This is a genomic window from Streptomyces sp. NPDC055749 (assembly GCF_053617235.1).
In genome coordinates, this window is record NZ_JBSHFH010000023.1 from 34,151 (window position 1) to 49,439 (window position 15,289).

Sequence of the window (15,289 nt, forward strand, 5' to 3'; positions counted from 1 at the left end):
CCCTACGGGGCGGCTCTCCGCTGCTACGTGACCCGGTCGGCCGGGTCCACGTGGCGGAGATCCGCCCCGTAGAACTTTTCCGTCTCGTCGACGGCCGCTTTGAAGCGTTCGTCGAAATCGTCGCGGACGAGCGTCCGGACCACATAGTCCTGGACGCTCATTCCCCGTCTGGCGGCGTGCTGCTTGAGCCGGTCGAGCAGCTCACCGTCTATCCGCAGGCTGAGCACTGTCGATCCCATGGGAAGCAGGGTTACGGCCCCGAGGGCCCCCTCGCGTCACTTTCCGGATCCGGCTCACTCGTTTGGGTGATCACAATCTTGTTTGCGTACGGCCAAGTGGTCTTTAGTGTAGCTAATGAGTTAAGCTAACGAACATGCCTGACCTGATCCACGACGGCGACAGTGCCGCTGCCGTGAGCTCCCTTCGCTCCGCCGTGATGCTGCTGAGCCGACGTCTTAAGCACCAGCGCGTCGACGAGTCGCTGAGCCCCACCGAGATGTCGGTGCTCGGCACTCTCGCCCGCTGCGGTTCCGCCACACCCGGTGAGCTGGCACGCAAGGAGCACGTACAGCCCCCGTCGATGACCCGCATCGTCGCGCTGCTGGAAGCCAAGGGACTGGTCCGGCTCGAACCGCACCCCGACGACCGTCGGCAGAAGATGGTCAGCCAGACCGAGCAGGCGGAAGCCATGCTCGAAGAGAGCCGCTCCAAGCGGAACGTCTGGCTCGCCAACCTCGCCGAGGGCCTGGACGAGGACGAGTGGGCGACGCTGCGGGCCGCAGCGCCCGTGCTGGAGAAGCTCGCCCACATGTGACCGACGGGCGCCACCGGACCGACCACCGGAGCGCCCGCTGCCACGTCCCCGTCACCCAGCACGCCGTATACGTCCGAGGAGGCGAACCCTTTTGAGTACGGGATCCGGAGCAGACTCCGCCCCCGCACCGACTTCCACCCACGAGAGCAAGCCCGGCGGGACCTTCTCGTCGCTGAAGATCCGCAACTACCGCCTGTTCGCCACGGGCGCCGTGATCTCCAACACCGGTACCTGGATGTCCCGCATCACGCAGGACTGGCTCGTCCTGAGCCTCACCGGGTCCGCCACCGCCGTCGGTATCACGACGGCGCTGCAGTTCCTCCCGATGCTTCTCTTCGGTCTGTACGGCGGTGTCATCGCCGACCGCCTCCCGAAGAAGCAGATCCTGCTCGTCAGCCAGGCGATGCTCGGCCTGTGCGGTATCGCGCTGGCCGTCCTCACGCTCTCCGGAGCCGTCGAGGTCTGGCACGTCTATCTGATCGCCTTCCTGCTCGGCATGGTCACCGTGGTCGACAACCCGGCCCGCCAGTCGTTCGTCTCCGAGATGGTCGGCCCCGCGCAGCTGCGCAACGCGGTCAGTCTGAACTCCGCGAACTTCCAGTCCGCCCGGCTCATCGGCCCCGCCGTCGCGGGTGTCCTGATCACGACGGTCGGCAGCGGCTGGGCCTTCATGTTCAACAGCCTGTCGTTCCTCGCCCCGCTCATCGGCCTGCTGATGATGCGTACGAGCGAGATGCACGCCTCCGTGACCGTGCCGCGCGCCAAGGGCCAGCTGAGGGAGGGCCTGCGCTATGTCTCGGGCCGCCCGGACCTGATCTGGCCGATCGTCCTGGTCGGCTTCGTCGGCACGTTCGGCTTCAACTTCCCGATCTTCCTGACGGCCTTCGCGGACGAGATCTTCCACGGCGGCGCCGGGATGTACTCCTTCTTCAACATCCTCATGGCGGCCGGCTCACTCGCCGGAGCCCTGTTCGCCGCCCGCCGCCGCTCCTCGCGGCTGCGGATGCTGGTGGCCGCGGGCACCGCGTTCGGTCTCCTGGAGATCACCGCGTCCCTGTCCCCGTCCGTCTGGCTCTTCTCGATCCTGCTGGTCCCGATCGGCATGCTCGGCCTGACGACCAACATCATCGCGAACACCAGCGTCCAGATGGCCTCGGACCCGGAGATGCGGGGCCGCGTGATGAGCCTCTACATGATGGTGTTCGCCGGGGGTACGCCGGTGGGCGCCCCGATCGTCGGCTGGATCAGCGACGCGTACGGGGTCCGGATGGGCATGGCGGCCGGCGGTGTGTTCTCGCTGCTCGCCGCGCTGGGCGTCGGCTTCGCGCTGGCCCGCGTCGGCGGCCTGCGCCTGAAGGTCGACCTGCGCCCCGGCCACCCGCACGTGCGGTTCGTACCGCGCGAGCAGCTGGCCACGGCCGCGTGACCCTCGTGACCGTTCAGGTGCGGACGGGCCACAGCTGCCAGACTCCGCGCATGAGACTGTTCGCCGCCGTTCTGCCGCCCGCCGATGCCGTCGAGGAGCTACAGGGGGCCATGGTGCCGCTCCACGCCATCCCCGGCGCCGTCAACCTCCGCTGGACCCAGAACGAGGGCTGGCACTACACCCTCGCCTTCCTCGGCGAGGTGGACGAGGAACTGCTGCCCGAGCTGTACCTGCGGATGGAACGCGCCGCCCACCGCACCGACCCCTTCCCGCTGCGTATCCACGGCGCGGGCCGGTTCGACGGGCACGCGCTGTGGGCCGGTGCCGCGGGCGGGCTCGACACCATGAGACTGCTCTCCGAACGGGCCGGCGCGGCGGCCCGCAGGTCAGGGGTGCCCATGGACGGGCATCACCGCTACACCCCGCACCTGACACTCGCCCGCAGCCGGGTCCCGGCCGACCTGACCCCGTACACCGCCGCCCTCGAAGGCTTCGAGGGGATGCGCTGGGAGGCGGACGAGCTGAGTCTCGTACGCAGCGGACTGCCCGTCGACGGGGTGCCGGGGGAGCAGCCGCGCTACGAGGTCGTGCGGGCCTGGCCGCTGGGACGCTGAGCGGTGCGGTTACGCTCGACGGGTGGACCCGAAGACCAGAAACCGCATCATGGCCGCCGTGCTCGTGCTCATGTTCCTCGTCGTCGCCGTGGCGGCGGCCGTCGGAGGATGAGGACGACGACGGCCGCCTGACCGAGCCCCGTTACCAGGCGAAGTTCTCCGGGGACGGACCCGGGCCCGGGAAGATCTCCTCCAGCGAGGCCAGCACCTCGTCCGGAAGCTCCAGCTCGACCGCGCGCAGCGCCGAGTCGAGCTGTTCCTGTGTGCGCGGACCACTGATCGGCCCGGTCACGCCCGGCCGGGTCAGCAGCCAGGCCAGACCCACCTCGCCGGGCTCAAGACCGTGCTTGTCGAGCAGGTCCTCGTACGCCTGGACCTGCGCCCGCACCTTCGGGTCGGCGAGCGCTTCCGCCGACCGGCCCGAGGTGGACCGGGCGCCGCCGCCCTCGCGCTCCTTGCGGATCGCGCCGCCCAGCAGACCGCCGTGCAGCGGCGACCACGGGATGACGCCGAGGCCGTACTCCTGCGAGGCCGGAATGACCTCCATCTCGGCCTCGCGCCGCATCAGGTTGTAGATGCACTGCTCGCTGACCAGACCGTACGAACCGAGCCGCTTCGCCGTCTCGTTCGTCTGGGCGATCTTCCACCCGGGGAAGTTGGACGAGCCCGCGTACAGGATCTTGCCCTGCTGGATCAGTACGTCGATGGCCTGCCAGATCTCCTCGACCGGGGTCGACCGGTCGATGTGGTGGAACTGGTACAGGTCGATGTGGTCCGTCTGGAGCCGCTTGAGGCTGGCGTCGACGGACCGGCGGATGTTGAGCGCGGAGAGCTTGTCGTGGTTCGGCCAGGCGTCCCCGTCGGCGGCCATGTTGCCGTAGACCTTGGTGGCGAGGACGACCTTGTCGCGGCGGTCGCCGCCCTCGGCGAACCAGGTGCCGAGGATCTCCTCGGTACGCCCCTTGTTCTCGCCCCACCCATACACATTGGCGGTGTCGAAGAAGTTGACCCCTGCCTCCAGGGCGGAGTCCATGATCGCGTGACTGTCCGACTCGTTGGTCTGCGGTCCGAAGTTCATCGTCCCGAGGACGAGTCGGCTGACCTTGAGTCCCGTGCGTCCGAGCTGCGTGTACTTCATGACGACCAAGCCAACGCCTTCGAGCGCGCTCGAAGCAAGAGGGTTCCACGCAAGAGGGTTCTACGCTCCTTGAGCGAACCGGTCCAGCGCCGCCAGCACGGCCCGGCCGGTCGCCGCCCCGCCCAGATGCCCCGCGTCCTCGATCACGGTCAACTCGGCGTCCGGCCACGCCTTGGCCAGCTCCCAGGCGGTGGTCAGCGGACCCGCCAGGTCGAAGCGGCCGTGGATCAGGACGCCGGGGATGCCCGCGAGCCGCCCCGCGTCCCGGATCAGCTGCCCCTCCTCCAGCCAGGCGCCGTGCGAGAAGTAGTGCGAGCAGATCCGGACGAGCGCCGTCTGCGCGTGACCGGGCCGGCCGCTGTACGGGGCAGGCCCCGTGTACGCCTCCTGGGAGAGCACCGCGTCCTCCCAGGCACACCAGTCGGCCGTCGCCCGCGCGCGTACCTCCGGATCGGGGCTCTCCATCCTGCGCGCGTACGCGGCGACGAGATCACCGGGCCCGGCCGCCTCCGGAACACCCGCCCGGAACAGCTCCCACGCCTCCGGGAAGATCGCCCCTGAGCCCCGGTACAGCCAGTCGATCTCGCTGCGCCGGGTCGTCGTCACCGCCGGGATCACGATCTCCGAGACGCGCTCGGGGTGCTGCTCGGCATACGCCAGGATCAGCGTGGAGCCCCAGGAACCCCCGTACAACAGCCATGTGCCGACGCCGAGGTGGGTGCGCAGGCGTTCCATGTCGGCGATCAGGTGGGCCGTCGTGTTGTGCCGCATGTCGGCGGCGGGGTCGCTCGCGTGCGGGGTGGAGCGTCCGCAGTTGCGCTGGTCGAAGAGGACGACCCGGTACCGCTCGGGATCGAAGTACCGCCTCGCCCGGGCGGTACACCCCGACCCCGGGCCGCCGTGGACGACGAGCGCGGGCTTTCCGGCCGGGTTGCCGCAGACCTCCCAGTACACGAGGTTGCCGTCGCCGACGTCGAGCATGCCGTGGTCGTACGGCTCGATGGGCGGGTACTTCTCGTCGGGCTCGCGGTCCGCGGGGCTTCCCGCTGTCACGACGCGGAGCCGCCGTTGCTCTTCAGCAACTGACCGTTGATCCACTGTCCCTGGGGGGAGCACAGGAAATCCACGAGGTGCGCGGTGTCCTGCGGAGTGCCGAGGCGGCCGAGCGGGGTGGACGTGAGGCAGGCTTCCCGGATCTCGTCGGACATCCAGCCGGTGTCCACAGGGCCGGGGTTGATGACGTTGGCGGTGACCCCGAGATGGGCGAGTTCGTGGGCGGCGGCCAGGGTGATCCGGTCCAGCGCTCCCTTGCTCGCCCCGTAGGGGAGGTTGCCGACGGTGTGGTCACTGGTGAGCGCGACGATGCGGCCGGTCCCGGCGGCGGCGCGGTAGCGGAGACCGTACTCGCGGATCAGCAGCCAGGTGGCGCGGGCGTTGACGGCGAAGTGCCGGTCGAAGCTCGCGACTGTGGTGTCCAGCAGCCCCGAGTCGACGGACTCCGCGTGGCTGAGGACGAGCGCGGTGACGGGGCCGAGGCCGCGTTCCGCCTCGTCGAAGATCCTGGACGGGGCGTCCGGGTCGGAGAGATCCGCCTCGATCGCGACGGACCGGGCACCGGCGGCGCGCAGCGCGTCGGCCACGGCGTCCGGGGCGCCTTCCTCGATGCCCCACGTCATGCGCTTGTCGTAGGGCGTCCAGTAGGTGAAGGCGATGTCCCAGCCGGAGGCGGCCAGCCGCCGGGCGATACCCGCCCCGATGCCGACGGTACGTCCCACGCCGGTGATCAGGGCGATGGGGCGAGGGTGTTCGGTGGTAGTCACGGCTAGAGATCATCCGGGAGGGCGTGGGCCGCGGCAACCTCATTGCGGCCCCCGGGCGTAACCTGGACGCCGTGAACGCGACCCCCCACGTACTGGCCGTACTCGACGACGTACTCGCTTCCGTCGCTCCGGGAGACCGGGGTTCCCTCTGGCAACTGACCGAAAAGCGCCGTGAATTGGACGCGAATCTGGTGCACCTGCCGGCGGACGTGGAGGTGGCCGAACACCAGGAGAACACCCTGGACGTCCTCCTGGTCGTCCTCGCGGGCTCCGGCCGCCTCATGACGGGCCCGGACACCCTGCCCCTCACCCCGACCACGGTCACCTGGCTGCCCCGCACCTCCCGCCGCGCCCTGGCGGCGGGCCCGGCGGGCCTCTCCTACCTGACGGTCCACCGCCGCCGCCCCGGCCTGTCGATCACGGCTCAACCCGGGGTCTCGACCGAGGGCGGCGAGGGTCCCTGTCTGCTGGACCGGGTCTGTGTGTCGTGCGGCCGGGTGGCCGAGGGGACGGCACCGAACTTCTGTGGCGAGTGCGGGGAGCGGTTGGCGGGGCGGTGATGAGGTGAGGGGCATTCGTTCCGTCGCGGTCAGAAGCGGAACAAGGGCCCGGTCGCGGCATCCATCTCGCAGGCGTTGGGGTAGGTCTTGCGCCAGGACACGGGACGGCTCTGATAGGTGCCGACCGCCTCGGCGGTGACAGGGTCGTACTCCTTCGTGCACACGTGGGGATCGCCGGGCAGCGCATCGAAGTCCCCACCCGCCGCGTACAGATCGGCGCACGCCGCCACCGGGTCGGGGTGACCGGGATCGCCGGCGGCAGGACAGGTGAGGACGGCGGAACGGGACCAGGTCCTCTCGGACCCGCTGACGGACAGGGTCAGTTCGGAGGGGGCGGGTGCGGGCTCGGATGCGGCGTGGGCGGTGCCGGCCAGTCCGATGCCGAGGAGAACGGCCGCGCCGCGGCGGTGATCTTGTTCATGGTCGGCTAACGACCTGACCGTGAGCACGTCACGTGGAAACTCCGCAACATCCGAGGGAACGAATCCCGTGGACGCCTCCTCGTCACGGAGGGGTTCGTGGCCGCCCCTTACGACCACGTGGGTGCTCTGCTGGCCGACCTGGAGGGCGACTTCGGGCGGATCGCACCCGACATGCGGGGCCTGCGGGTCGTGCGGCGGGACGGTGTGCGCGTCGAGGCGGTGGCCCGCAGCAAGTACGGGATGCGGGCCCGGCTGTGCGGGGAGCAGCGGCCGGGCTGGTGCTGGCTGCAGAGCCGGTTCCTGCTGCTCGGCGTCGCCGCGTCGCCGGAAGGCGACGGCACCCGCGTGGCGTTCACCGGCGGGGTACGGGTGCCGGGGCGCGCCGCGCTGGTGCCCCTGGGGGTGCGGCGGGAGGGCGAGCGCAGCGTGCGGCGGCTGAGGGGCCTGCTGTGAACGAGGACGTCCAGTGGGTCGCGTAGGCCGTTGGTGTGGCGGAATCGTGGACTCGTGCCCCGGGCGAGGAGAATGGGGCGGCATCGGCGGCAGAGGTGCGGGAGGCCCCTCGGCCGCGCCCCTGACCAGGAGGAGGACCGGTGATGGACACCAGGGTGAGGCAGTGGACCGGAGCGTCGGGGGACCGGGTCAGGACGCGGGTACGCGAGCAACTGCTCGATGCGGGGCTTGAGTTGTTCGGGGTGTATGGGTACGCCCATGCGACCGTGGATGCCCTGTGCGAGGAGGCCGGTGTGCCGGAGGGCGTGTTCCGGGAGGAGTACGACTCGCTGGAGGGGGTGCTGATCGCCCTGCACAACCGGGTGACGACGAACGGGATGCGCGCGGCGGAGAACGTACAACTGGCCGAGGACATCGACGAGTGCGGGCCGCAGGAGCGGGTGCGCAGGCTCTTCGACGCCTATGTGGACGCCGTGACGCGGGACCCGCGCGAGGCGCGCGTGACGTTCGTCGAGGTGCTGGGCGTGAGTCCGGCCGTGGACGAGCACTGCCGGCGGTGGCGGGAGGCGTGGGTCGAGTTCTACGCCGCTGCGACGGAGCGGGCCGTGGGGCGGGGCGAGGCGGTGAACACGGACCACCGGGCCGATGTGATCGTGATGGTCAACACGATCCACGAACTCATGGCCCACCACGCCCGCCGCCCGCGCCGGGCGAGGCCGGCGGATGTGTCCGGGGAGCTGACGTACCTTGCGCTGACTTTGCTGACGACGGAGTAGGGCGGGGAGTTAGGTGAGGTCCGGGGGCGGGGGCGGGTCGGTGGCCTTCTCGCGGGACGCGGCGGCCTCATCGGGGGCGCCTGCCTGTTCGTAGGCGGCGGCCGAGCGGAGCCAGGTCTCGCGGATCTGCTCGGGGGCGGCGTCGGCTGCGGTGAGGGTGGCGGCCACTTCGGCCAGGGCCTGGCCGGTGAGGAAGTGGTCGTTCGCGGCGGTCAGGAGTTCCGCAGCCCGGTTGCCTGCGGCGAGTGCCTCGTCGAGGTGGCGGGCACCACGCAGTGCGGTGCCGAGGTTGTTCCAGGCCTTGCCTTCGCTGTGGTGGTCGCCGGTTGTTTGGTAGATGGTGCGGGCGGTCTCGTGTGCGGTCATGGCTTCCTCGTAGCGGTGCACGCTTTGGAGGGCAACGCCGAGGTTGTTCCAGGTCTGGCCTTCGGCGTGGTGGTAGCCGGTGGTCCGGTGGAGGGTGCGGGCGGTCTCGTACGCAGTGATGGCTTCCGCATGGCGGCCCAGGAGGTGCAGCGCGGTGCCGAGGTTGTTCCAAGCCTTGCCTTCGCTGTGTTGGGCGCCGGTTGTTTGGTAGATGGTGCGGGCGGTCTCGTGTGCGGTCATGGCTTCCTCGTAGCGGTCCACGTTTTGGAGCGCAAGGCCGAGGTTGTTCCAGGCGTCGCCTTCGGCGCGGTGGTTGCCGATTTCGCGCTGGGCTTCGAGAGCCACACTGCTGAGAGAGATGAGCTCGTTGAAGTGTCGCCGCCAGGTCAAATAGTGGATGAGCCGGTTCGGCAGGAGCACAGCTGTGGGGGCGTGGCCGATGGCATGAGCCGTGTGGACGGCTGCGACGAGGTTGGAGCGCTCCTTGTCCAGCCAGGCCAGCGCGTCGGGCCGGTCGGTGAACAGCCCGGAGACAGGGCCCGAACCAGGGGGCCGTAGGTGGGTATCGGCCGCATCCGTCACGTGCAGGTAGTACGCCATGAGCCGGTCTTGCGCCTGGTCGTAGCGGCGTTTCGTAGGGCGGCCCCGGTCCGTGTGGATGCGCGCCTGTTCCGTCGCGTACTCGCGTACCAGGTCGTGCATCTGCCAGCGTCCGCGCACCGCGCCGCGGTCCAGGAGGTGGGCCTGGGTGAGCCGGGTGAGGAGGCGGTCCACCTCCGCCGTGGGGCGGTCGGCCAGGGCCGTGGCGGCGGCGGTGGAGATGTCGGGGCCCGGGTTGAGGCTGATGAGGCGGAAGAGGTCGGCCTCCTGCGGGGTCAGGCGGTCGGCCGACTGGTCGAAGGCGGCCCGGAGGTTGCGTTCGCCGTCGTCCAGGCCCGACAGCCGGCTGCCCGCTGTGGTGAGCGCCTGGACGCGCTCGGCGAGCGGCTGACCCGGGTCGCCCGCCAGCAGGGCGCCGGTGATTTGCAGGGCCAGGGGGAGATAGCCGCAGGCCAGGGCCAGTTCGTCGGCGGCCGTGGGGGACTCGTCGACCCGGTCGTCATCCGGGTCCGCCACCTGGAGGACCTTCCGCAGGACGTCGACCGCCGCCTCCGGCTGGAGCGTGTTGAGGTTCTTCAGGCGGGCGCCGATGCCCGGGAGGGTGTGGCGGGACGTGATCAGGGCGGCGTGCGGACGGGCGGGCAGCAGGGTGCGTACCTGCTCGGCCGTCGAGGCGTTGTCCGCGATCAGCAGGATGCGCTCGTTCTTGCGGGCCAGCACGTCGAGTTGGGAGCGGTAGAGCGCTTCCCGTTCGGTGAGGGTCGGCGGGATGTGTTCCGCGATGACCCCGAGGGAACGCAGCAGGGCGTCGAGGGCTTCCTCGGGCCGTACGGGGGCGGGGTCGTAACCGCGCAGGTTGATGCGCTGCACCCCGGTGAACCAGCCGCGCCCCACGGCGGCATGCGCGACCGCGTGGGCCAGGGTCGTCTTGCCGACACCGGCGAGACCGGCGACCGCACCGGCCACCGGACCCGCACCACCTGCGGGGTCGAGGACGGTCAGCAGGTCGTCGATCTCGTGGTCGCGGCCGGTGAACTCCTCCGGCAGCGGGGGAAGGGAGGCGAGCGCGGTGGGTACGGGTGCGTACTGCTGCACGTACGTGTTGTTCTGCGTCCCGTCACCCTGGACCGGGCCGTTGAACGCGCCCTGCCTGAAGTCGTTGGCGCGCCCGGGACCGCGCCCGCCGGTCCTGCGCTTGCCGGACTTCTTGGCCCCCATGTGCCGCACCCGCCCTAGCGGTTGAACGTGTTGTGCTGCGTGCCGCTGCCCTGCACCGGCCCCTCGAACTTCGCGCCCCGGAAGTCGTTGTGTACCGCGCCCGGCGCGACCGCCTCCGGGTCGATGGCCCGGACCACCGCCTCCAGCTCCTCCGCCGCCTCCGGGTCCGCGGTCAGCGAGGCCTGGAACATCGCCTCCCACACCCGTACCGCACGGGCGAACGCCTCGTCCGCCGCGACCTGGGCGCGCAGCGCCTGCGCGAGCTCGTCGGCGCGGGCCGGGTCGGTGGGCCGGTCCTCCAGCGCCGCGAGCGCGGTCTCGGTGGTGTCGGGCTCCGGGGGCGCGGTGTCCGGCGCGGGGTCGCGGCGGCGGCGGACCAGACCGGTCAGGCCCACCCATGCCTGGCGGCCGATCTCGCCGCCCGCGCCGCCGGCCAGCGCGGCCAGTACACCCAGTGAAATCGGGTCCATCGAACCCACCCCCGCAACAGATCGACCACAATCGGTGAAGCACCACCGTACGGTCGGCCGACGGGAGGCCGCAGGTGAATTGCGCAGCCTGGAGGGCCTGTTACGGGGTCTGTTACCCGGCCGCGTACGGGCCGCCGACGCCCCACGCCTGGTGCATCGCGTCCGCGAAAGCGGCGGCCAGTTTGTGTTCGCCGCTCGGGCCGGGGTGCGTGCCGTCGTACGTGTCGGTGTGGATGTCGTACGCCGTCGGGCGCGAGGCCAGCAGGACGGGGGACGTCGGCTGGTCGAGGTCGGCCACCGCCTTGGCGAGGAGCACGTTGAAGCGGTCGCACTCGGCGGCGAAGGGCGCGTCGGACTCGGCCCGGATGTTCGGTATGACGGGCAGGAGCACGGCCTTGATGTGCGGGTTGGCGGTACGGGCCGCCGCGATGAACGCCCTCGCGTTCGCCGCGGTCTGCTCGCTGTCCGTGTAGAAGCCGAGGTCGATCAGGCCCAGCGAGACGAGCAGGACGTCGGCGCGGGTCGCGGTGACCGCGTCCGCGATCGCGGGGGCCATGTGGAGCCAGCCCTCGCCCCAGCCGGCCAGGTGCCGGCGGGCGGCGGCGGGGAAGGCGGGGTCGCCGTACGCGTACGAGACGGGGGCGTTCGCCCCGGCGTCGTACAGCTCCGTGCGCGGGCCGACGATCGCGTATCCGCCGGGCAGCTTCGCTTCGAGGTGCTGCCACATCCGGTAGCGCCAGGTGAAGTCGCCGGAGCTCCCGATGGTCATGGAGTCGCCGACGAAGAGAAAACGCATGGCGCAATCATTGCCGATCAACGCTCCGGCCTGCGACGTGACGATGGACACTTGTGCCATGCCTGCGTATCTGACTGCTTCCGGTGCCGCCCTCCTGCTCGTCCTGGCGGGGGCGGCTCCGGCCGTGGCCGACGACGACGGAGCCGATCGGAACTTCACGATCGAGGATCCCCGGATCACGGAGTCCAGCGGCCTCGCCGCCAGCCGTCTCCACCCCGGCGTCTACTGGACGCACAACGACAGCGAGGACGGCCCGTACATCTACGCCGTCGACTCCCGGACCGGGAAGACCGTCGCGACGGTCACCATGCAGGGGGTGGGGGAGCCCCGCGATGTGGAAGGGGTCTCGATCGGGCCGGACGGGAATCTGTACGTCGGTGACATCGGCGACAACCTGGACGGGTCCTGGGACCACGTCTGGATCTACCGTTTCCCCGAACCGAAGCAGCTGCGCAATGTCACAGTGCGCGCGACACAGTTCGATGTGACATACGCGGACGGGGCGCGCAACGCCGAGGCGCTGATGGTGCACCCGAAGACGGGGCGGGTCTACATCGCCTCGAAGAACGAGGACGGCGGCGGGCTGTACGAGGGTCCTGCCCGGCTCTCCACCGGCGGGAACAACGTGTTCCGGCGGGTGGGCGAGGTGCCGTGGGTGACGGACGGGGCGTTCTCCCCCGACGGTGAGGAACTGGTGCTGCGGTCCTACTTCAGTGCGCGCGCGTACGCGTTCGAGGGCGGCAGGCTCGGCGACGACCACGCGGTGAGCGCGCCGTTCCAGGGGCAGGCCGAGTCGGTGACGTACACGGCGGACGGTTCGGCGCTGATGTTCGGCTCGGAGGGTGGGGGCAGCGGTGTGGTTCGGGTGGATGTGGAGGGCGGAGGAGATGACGGGGGTGGCAGTGCGCCGCCCTCGCGGGAGGGGGGCGCTTCGCCGTCCGCCGGTGCGGAGAAGGGGGACGGTGGCGACGAGGTGAAGGGCAGCACCCTCGTCGGCGCGCTGGTGCTCGCCGCGGTGGGCGGGCTGGTGTTCATGAACCGGCGGCGCAAGGACAGGGCCTAGGACTTGTCCGGGGCGCGCTGCTCCACCAGCACCTCGAAGCCGTCGATGAGCCGGGCGAGACCGAACTCGAAGTGGTCGAACTCGGAGCTGAAGGTGTCCTCGGACAGCTGGGCCATCATCGGGTAGTCGCCGCTCAGCATGGCCCGCTCCAGGTAGGGGCGCTGCCCCTCCCAGAAGTCCTCGTCGTTCAGACCGGTCCGCTGCGCGGCTTCCACGGCGTCCCTCTGCGTGCGGGCCAGGCCCTCGACGAAGCTGTTGACCGTGATGATCACGCCGATCAGTTCGGCGTCCTTGAGGCCCATGCCCTTGAGACCGGTCAGTGCCAGTTCCAGGCCGCGCAGGGAGCTGGGGCCCAGCACGGTGCGCGCCTGGTTGATCCGGAGCAGCCAGGGGTGGGCGCGGAAGCCCGCCAGGTAGGTGCGGGCCATGAGCTCGACGGCCGCCCGCCAGTCCGCCGGTACGTCGGCCTTTCCGCCGACGAGCGGTTCGCCGAGTACGCGGTCGAGCATCAGGTCGAGGAGTTCGGCCTTGCCGGGGACGTACCGGTAGAGCGACATCGTGCCGGTGCCGAGCTCGGTGGAGAGCCGGCGCATCGAGACGGCGGTCAGGCCCTCCGCGTCTGCGACGGCGATGGCGGTGGAGACGATCCGGTCGAGTGTGAGGCCCGGCTTGGGGCCGCGGGTGGGGCGGTCGCCGGTGCCCCAGAGGAGCTCCAGGCTGCGCGCGATGTCACCGCTTCCGGTGGTCGTGCCGTCTGCTGCCGCTGCCGAACCGCTTTTCGTCATGGGCTCAGCGTAATCCTCTGGACAGAAATTGAGTACGGTGTACTCTCATTTGGGTACAGCGTACTCGGTTCGGTGTTGTGAGATTGCGAAGGGGGTCCTGCGATGGGTGCGTCCGGATATGCGGTGCTGGCCGAAGGCGTCGTGAAGCGGTACGCGGTGAAGGGCGGGGACGAGAAGCGGGCGCTCGACGGGTTCGACCTGGCCGTCCGGCCCGGCACCGTGCACGGGCTGCTCGGGCCCAACGGTGCCGGGAAGACCACCGCGGTCAGGGTGCTCGCCACGCTGCTGCGGTTCGACGGCGGGCGGGTGGAGGTCGCGGGTCTTGACGTGCGGCGCCGACCCCGTCTCGTACGGAGCAGGATCGGGCTCACCGGGCAGTACGCCGCCGTTGACGAGGTCCTCACCGGCAGGCAGAACCTGGAGATGTTCGGGCGCCTGTTCCACCTCGGCGGAGCCGGGGCGCGGCGGCGGGCGGCGGAGCTGCTGGAGCGGTTCGACCTTCAGGACGCGGCCGGGAACGGCGTCAAGACCTACAGCGGAGGCATGCGGCGGCGGCTCGACCTCGCGGCCTCCATGATCCTCGCGCCGGACGTCCTGTTCCTGGACGAGCCGACGACCGGGCTCGACCCGCGCAGCCGCGGCGAGGTGTGGGACGCGGTGCGGGCGCTGGTGGCGGCCGGCACGACGGTGCTGCTCACCACGCAGTATCTGGACGAGGCGGACAGGCTCGCCTCGCACATCACGGTCATCGACCGCGGACGGGCCATCGCCGACGACACCCCGGACGGGCTGAAGAACCGGGTCGGCGGGGACCGGATCGAGGTCGTCGCCGCCGATGCCGTGGACCTGCCGGCGGTGGTGAAGGCCGTCGACCGGGTGGCCGGGGGCGGCCTCGTGGTGACGGAGGACGCGGACCGCCGCGTCCACGCCCAGGTCGCCGACCGAGTGGCCGCCCTGACCGAGGTGGCGCGGACCCTCCAGGACGAGGGGATCGCGGTCGAGGACATCGGGCTGCGCAGGCCGAGCCTCGACGACGTGTTCCTGCGCCTGACGGGGCGCGGTGCGGAGAAGGACGACGTACAGGAGGCTGCCGCATGACCACGCTTGAACTGCCCGCGCACGAACTCACCGGCCCCCGGCGGAGCCGGGCGTACTGGGCGCTCGCCGACTGCTGGAACGTCACCCGGCGCAGCCTCACCCACTACCAGCGCCAACCCGTGGCCATCATCTGGCAGTTGGGCTTCCCCATCCTCTCCGTGCTGTTGTACGGGTATGTCTTCGGCAGTGCGATGAAGGTGCCCGGAGGCGGCGACTACCGCTCGTTCCTGATGCCCGGCATGTTCGCCACGACCATGACGATGGGCTTCATGAACACCGCGATGGCCGTCGTGACCGACGCGGGCAAGGGCGTCATCGACCGGTTCCGCTCCATGCCCATGGTCCCGTCCGCGGTCGCTTCGGGGCGCGGGGTCGCCGACCTGGTGGTGGCCTGCGCCGAGCTGACGATCCTCGCCGCCACCGCGCTGGCCATCGGCTGGCGTGCGGGCGGCAGCCCGATGGAGGCCGTGGGAGCCTTCGGGCTGCTTCTGCTGCTGCGGTTCAGCCTGATCTGGGTGGGCGTGTGGCTGGGGCTTCTGGTCCCCAACGCTGAGGCGGCGGGCGGTCTGTACGCGATCGCCTTCCCCATCACGATGATCTCCAGCGCTCTGGTGGCGCCCTCGCTGATGCCGGGCTGGCTGGGCACCGTCGCCGCCTGGAACCCGGTCTCGTCGACGGTCACGGCGGCCCGTCAGCTGTTCGGCAACCCGGTGGCGAGCGGGGGCACCTGGGTCGAGGAGCACGCGCTGCTGATGGCGATGGTGTGGCCGCTGGTGATCACGCTGGTGTTCCTGCCGCTGGCGGTCCGCAGGTTCCAGCGCCTGAGCCGCTGAGGGGCGGGGGAAGGGGTGCGGCGTAAGGTCGGCGGCG

18 protein-coding genes are annotated in these 15,289 nt (G+C 70.7%); 9 read left to right on the forward strand and 9 right to left on the reverse strand.

Annotated elements, in window-relative coordinates; genetic code table 11:
* Positions 1-23: 23 nt before the first annotated feature.
* Positions 24-239, reverse strand: coding sequence for a hypothetical protein (locus tag ACWGO0_RS19055; RefSeq protein ID WP_453535832.1), 216 nt, complete (start codon positions 237-239; stop codon positions 24-26).
* 134 nt (positions 240-373) lie between these two features.
* On the opposite strand from ACWGO0_RS19055, the gene ACWGO0_RS19060 reads away from it, so the two are divergent.
* The 3 genes from ACWGO0_RS19060 (at position 374) to thpR (ending at position 2,854) form a co-directional block, all read left to right on the forward strand.
* Positions 374-814: a MarR family winged helix-turn-helix transcriptional regulator gene (locus ACWGO0_RS19060; RefSeq protein WP_328905129.1), complete on the forward strand. Its 441-nt coding sequence runs from the start codon at positions 374-376 to the stop codon at positions 812-814.
* 91 nt (positions 815-905) lie between these two features.
* On the forward strand, positions 906-2,240 hold the full coding sequence (locus tag ACWGO0_RS19065) for an MFS transporter (protein ID WP_453535837.1): 1,335 nt from the start codon (positions 906-908) through the stop codon (positions 2,238-2,240).
* Between the two features lie 50 nt (positions 2,241-2,290).
* A complete protein-coding gene (thpR, locus tag ACWGO0_RS19070; RefSeq protein WP_453535840.1) occupies positions 2,291-2,854 on the forward strand; it encodes an RNA 2',3'-cyclic phosphodiesterase in 564 nt (187 codons plus the stop codon).
* A gap of 142 nt (positions 2,855-2,996) precedes the next feature.
* Here thpR and ACWGO0_RS19075 read toward each other — a convergent pair whose 3' ends face one another.
* The 3 genes from ACWGO0_RS19075 to ACWGO0_RS19085 are packed head-to-tail and all read right to left on the reverse strand — an operon-like array spanning position 2,997 to position 5,812.
* Positions 2,997-3,992, reverse strand: coding sequence for an aldo/keto reductase (locus ACWGO0_RS19075; RefSeq protein ID WP_453535842.1), 996 nt, complete (start codon positions 3,990-3,992; stop codon positions 2,997-2,999).
* Between the two features lie 60 nt (positions 3,993-4,052).
* Positions 4,053-5,045, reverse strand: a complete 993-nt coding sequence (pip, locus tag ACWGO0_RS19080) for a prolyl aminopeptidase (protein ID WP_453535845.1) — start codon at positions 5,043-5,045, stop codon at positions 4,053-4,055.
* Complete coding sequence (locus ACWGO0_RS19085; RefSeq protein WP_453535848.1) at positions 5,042-5,812, reverse strand: SDR family oxidoreductase; 771 nt, start codon at positions 5,810-5,812, stop codon at positions 5,042-5,044. Before ACWGO0_RS19085 ends, pip begins: the two co-directional genes overlap by 4 nt.
* Before the next feature lie 71 nt (positions 5,813-5,883).
* Between ACWGO0_RS19085 and ACWGO0_RS19090 the strand changes: the two genes are divergently transcribed.
* Positions 5,884-6,372, forward strand: a complete 489-nt coding sequence (locus tag ACWGO0_RS19090; RefSeq protein WP_453535851.1) for a hypothetical protein — start codon at positions 5,884-5,886, stop codon at positions 6,370-6,372.
* A gap of 29 nt (positions 6,373-6,401) precedes the next feature.
* On the opposite strand, the gene ACWGO0_RS19095 is transcribed toward ACWGO0_RS19090, so the two are convergent.
* The gene (locus ACWGO0_RS19095) at positions 6,402-6,821 is read right to left on the reverse strand and encodes an SSI family serine proteinase inhibitor (RefSeq protein WP_453535854.1); all 420 of its coding nucleotides are present in this window, start codon (positions 6,819-6,821) and stop codon (positions 6,402-6,404) included.
* 69 nt (positions 6,822-6,890) lie between these two features.
* On the opposite strand from ACWGO0_RS19095, the gene ACWGO0_RS19100 reads away from it, so the two are divergent.
* Both ACWGO0_RS19100 and ACWGO0_RS19105 read left to right on the forward strand, forming a co-directional pair.
* Positions 6,891-7,247, forward strand: coding sequence for a hypothetical protein (locus ACWGO0_RS19100; RefSeq protein ID WP_453535857.1), 357 nt, complete (start codon positions 6,891-6,893; stop codon positions 7,245-7,247).
* Positions 7,248-7,390: 143 nt separating this feature from the next.
* A complete protein-coding gene (locus ACWGO0_RS19105) occupies positions 7,391-8,023 on the forward strand; it encodes a TetR/AcrR family transcriptional regulator (protein WP_453535860.1) in 633 nt (210 codons plus the stop codon).
* Positions 8,024-8,032: 9 nt separating this feature from the next.
* On the opposite strand, the gene ACWGO0_RS19110 is transcribed toward ACWGO0_RS19105, so the two are convergent.
* The 3 genes from ACWGO0_RS19110 to ACWGO0_RS19120 form a co-directional block, all read right to left on the reverse strand.
* Positions 8,033-10,207: a tetratricopeptide repeat protein gene (locus ACWGO0_RS19110; RefSeq protein WP_453535863.1), complete on the reverse strand. Its 2,175-nt coding sequence runs from the start codon at positions 10,205-10,207 to the stop codon at positions 8,033-8,035.
* Positions 10,208-10,221: 14 nt separating this feature from the next.
* Positions 10,222-10,677, reverse strand: a complete 456-nt coding sequence (locus ACWGO0_RS19115) for a hypothetical protein (protein ID WP_453535866.1) — start codon at positions 10,675-10,677, stop codon at positions 10,222-10,224.
* 112 nt (positions 10,678-10,789) lie between these two features.
* The gene (locus ACWGO0_RS19120) at positions 10,790-11,473 is read right to left on the reverse strand and encodes a GDSL-type esterase/lipase family protein (protein ID WP_453535869.1); all 684 of its coding nucleotides are present in this window, start codon (positions 11,471-11,473) and stop codon (positions 10,790-10,792) included.
* Between the two features lie 58 nt (positions 11,474-11,531).
* Between ACWGO0_RS19120 and ACWGO0_RS19125 the strand changes: the two genes are divergently transcribed.
* Positions 11,532-12,536, forward strand: coding sequence for a WD40 repeat domain-containing protein (locus ACWGO0_RS19125; RefSeq protein ID WP_453535872.1), 1,005 nt, complete (start codon positions 11,532-11,534; stop codon positions 12,534-12,536).
* Here the strand turns inward: ACWGO0_RS19125 and ACWGO0_RS19130 are convergent.
* Complete coding sequence (locus ACWGO0_RS19130) at positions 12,533-13,321, reverse strand: TetR/AcrR family transcriptional regulator (protein WP_453535875.1); 789 nt, start codon at positions 13,319-13,321, stop codon at positions 12,533-12,535. The genes ACWGO0_RS19125 and ACWGO0_RS19130 overlap by 4 nt on opposite strands.
* 102 nt (positions 13,322-13,423) lie before the next feature.
* Here ACWGO0_RS19130 and ACWGO0_RS19135 point away from each other — a divergent pair, with 102 nt between their 5' ends.
* A complete protein-coding gene (locus tag ACWGO0_RS19135) occupies positions 13,424-14,419 on the forward strand; it encodes an ATP-binding cassette domain-containing protein (protein WP_453535878.1) in 996 nt (331 codons plus the stop codon).
* Positions 14,416-15,252 carry an ABC transporter permease gene (locus ACWGO0_RS19140; RefSeq protein WP_453535881.1) on the forward strand — a complete coding sequence of 279 codons (837 nt, stop codon included), beginning with the start codon at positions 14,416-14,418 and terminating at the stop codon, positions 15,250-15,252. Before ACWGO0_RS19135 ends, ACWGO0_RS19140 begins: the two co-directional genes overlap by 4 nt.
* Positions 15,253-15,289: the final 37 nt, after the last annotated feature.

Excerpts from the sequence above, each read along its gene's own strand:
- ACWGO0_RS19115 (WP_453535866.1), bottom strand. The coding sequence starts at position 10,677 with ATGGACCCGATTTCACTGGGTGTACTGGCCGCGCTGGCCGGCGGCGCG.
- ACWGO0_RS19140 (WP_453535881.1), top strand. The coding sequence starts at position 14,416 with ATGACCACGCTTGAACTGCCCGCGCACGAACTCACCGGCCCCCGGCGG.
- thpR (WP_453535840.1), top strand. The coding sequence starts at position 2,291 with ATGAGACTGTTCGCCGCCGTTCTGCCGCCCGCCGATGCCGTCGAGGAG.
- ACWGO0_RS19105 (WP_453535860.1), top strand. The coding sequence starts at position 7,391 with ATGGACACCAGGGTGAGGCAGTGGACCGGAGCGTCGGGGGACCGGGTC.
- ACWGO0_RS19060 (WP_328905129.1), top strand. The coding sequence starts at position 374 with ATGCCTGACCTGATCCACGACGGCGACAGTGCCGCTGCCGTGAGCTCC.
- ACWGO0_RS19130 (WP_453535875.1), bottom strand. The coding sequence starts at position 13,321 with ATGACGAAAAGCGGTTCGGCAGCGGCAGCAGACGGCACGACCACCGGA.
- ACWGO0_RS19110 (WP_453535863.1), bottom strand. The coding sequence starts at position 10,207 with ATGGGGGCCAAGAAGTCCGGCAAGCGCAGGACCGGCGGGCGCGGTCCC.
- ACWGO0_RS19135 (WP_453535878.1), top strand. The coding sequence starts at position 13,424 with ATGGGTGCGTCCGGATATGCGGTGCTGGCCGAAGGCGTCGTGAAGCGG.
- ACWGO0_RS19125 (WP_453535872.1), top strand. The coding sequence starts at position 11,532 with ATGCCTGCGTATCTGACTGCTTCCGGTGCCGCCCTCCTGCTCGTCCTG.
- ACWGO0_RS19055 (WP_453535832.1), bottom strand. The coding sequence starts at position 239 with ATGGGATCGACAGTGCTCAGCCTGCGGATAGACGGTGAGCTGCTCGAC.
- ACWGO0_RS19075 (WP_453535842.1), bottom strand. The coding sequence starts at position 3,992 with ATGAAGTACACGCAGCTCGGACGCACGGGACTCAAGGTCAGCCGACTC.
- ACWGO0_RS19120 (WP_453535869.1), bottom strand. The coding sequence starts at position 11,473 with ATGCGTTTTCTCTTCGTCGGCGACTCCATGACCATCGGGAGCTCCGGC.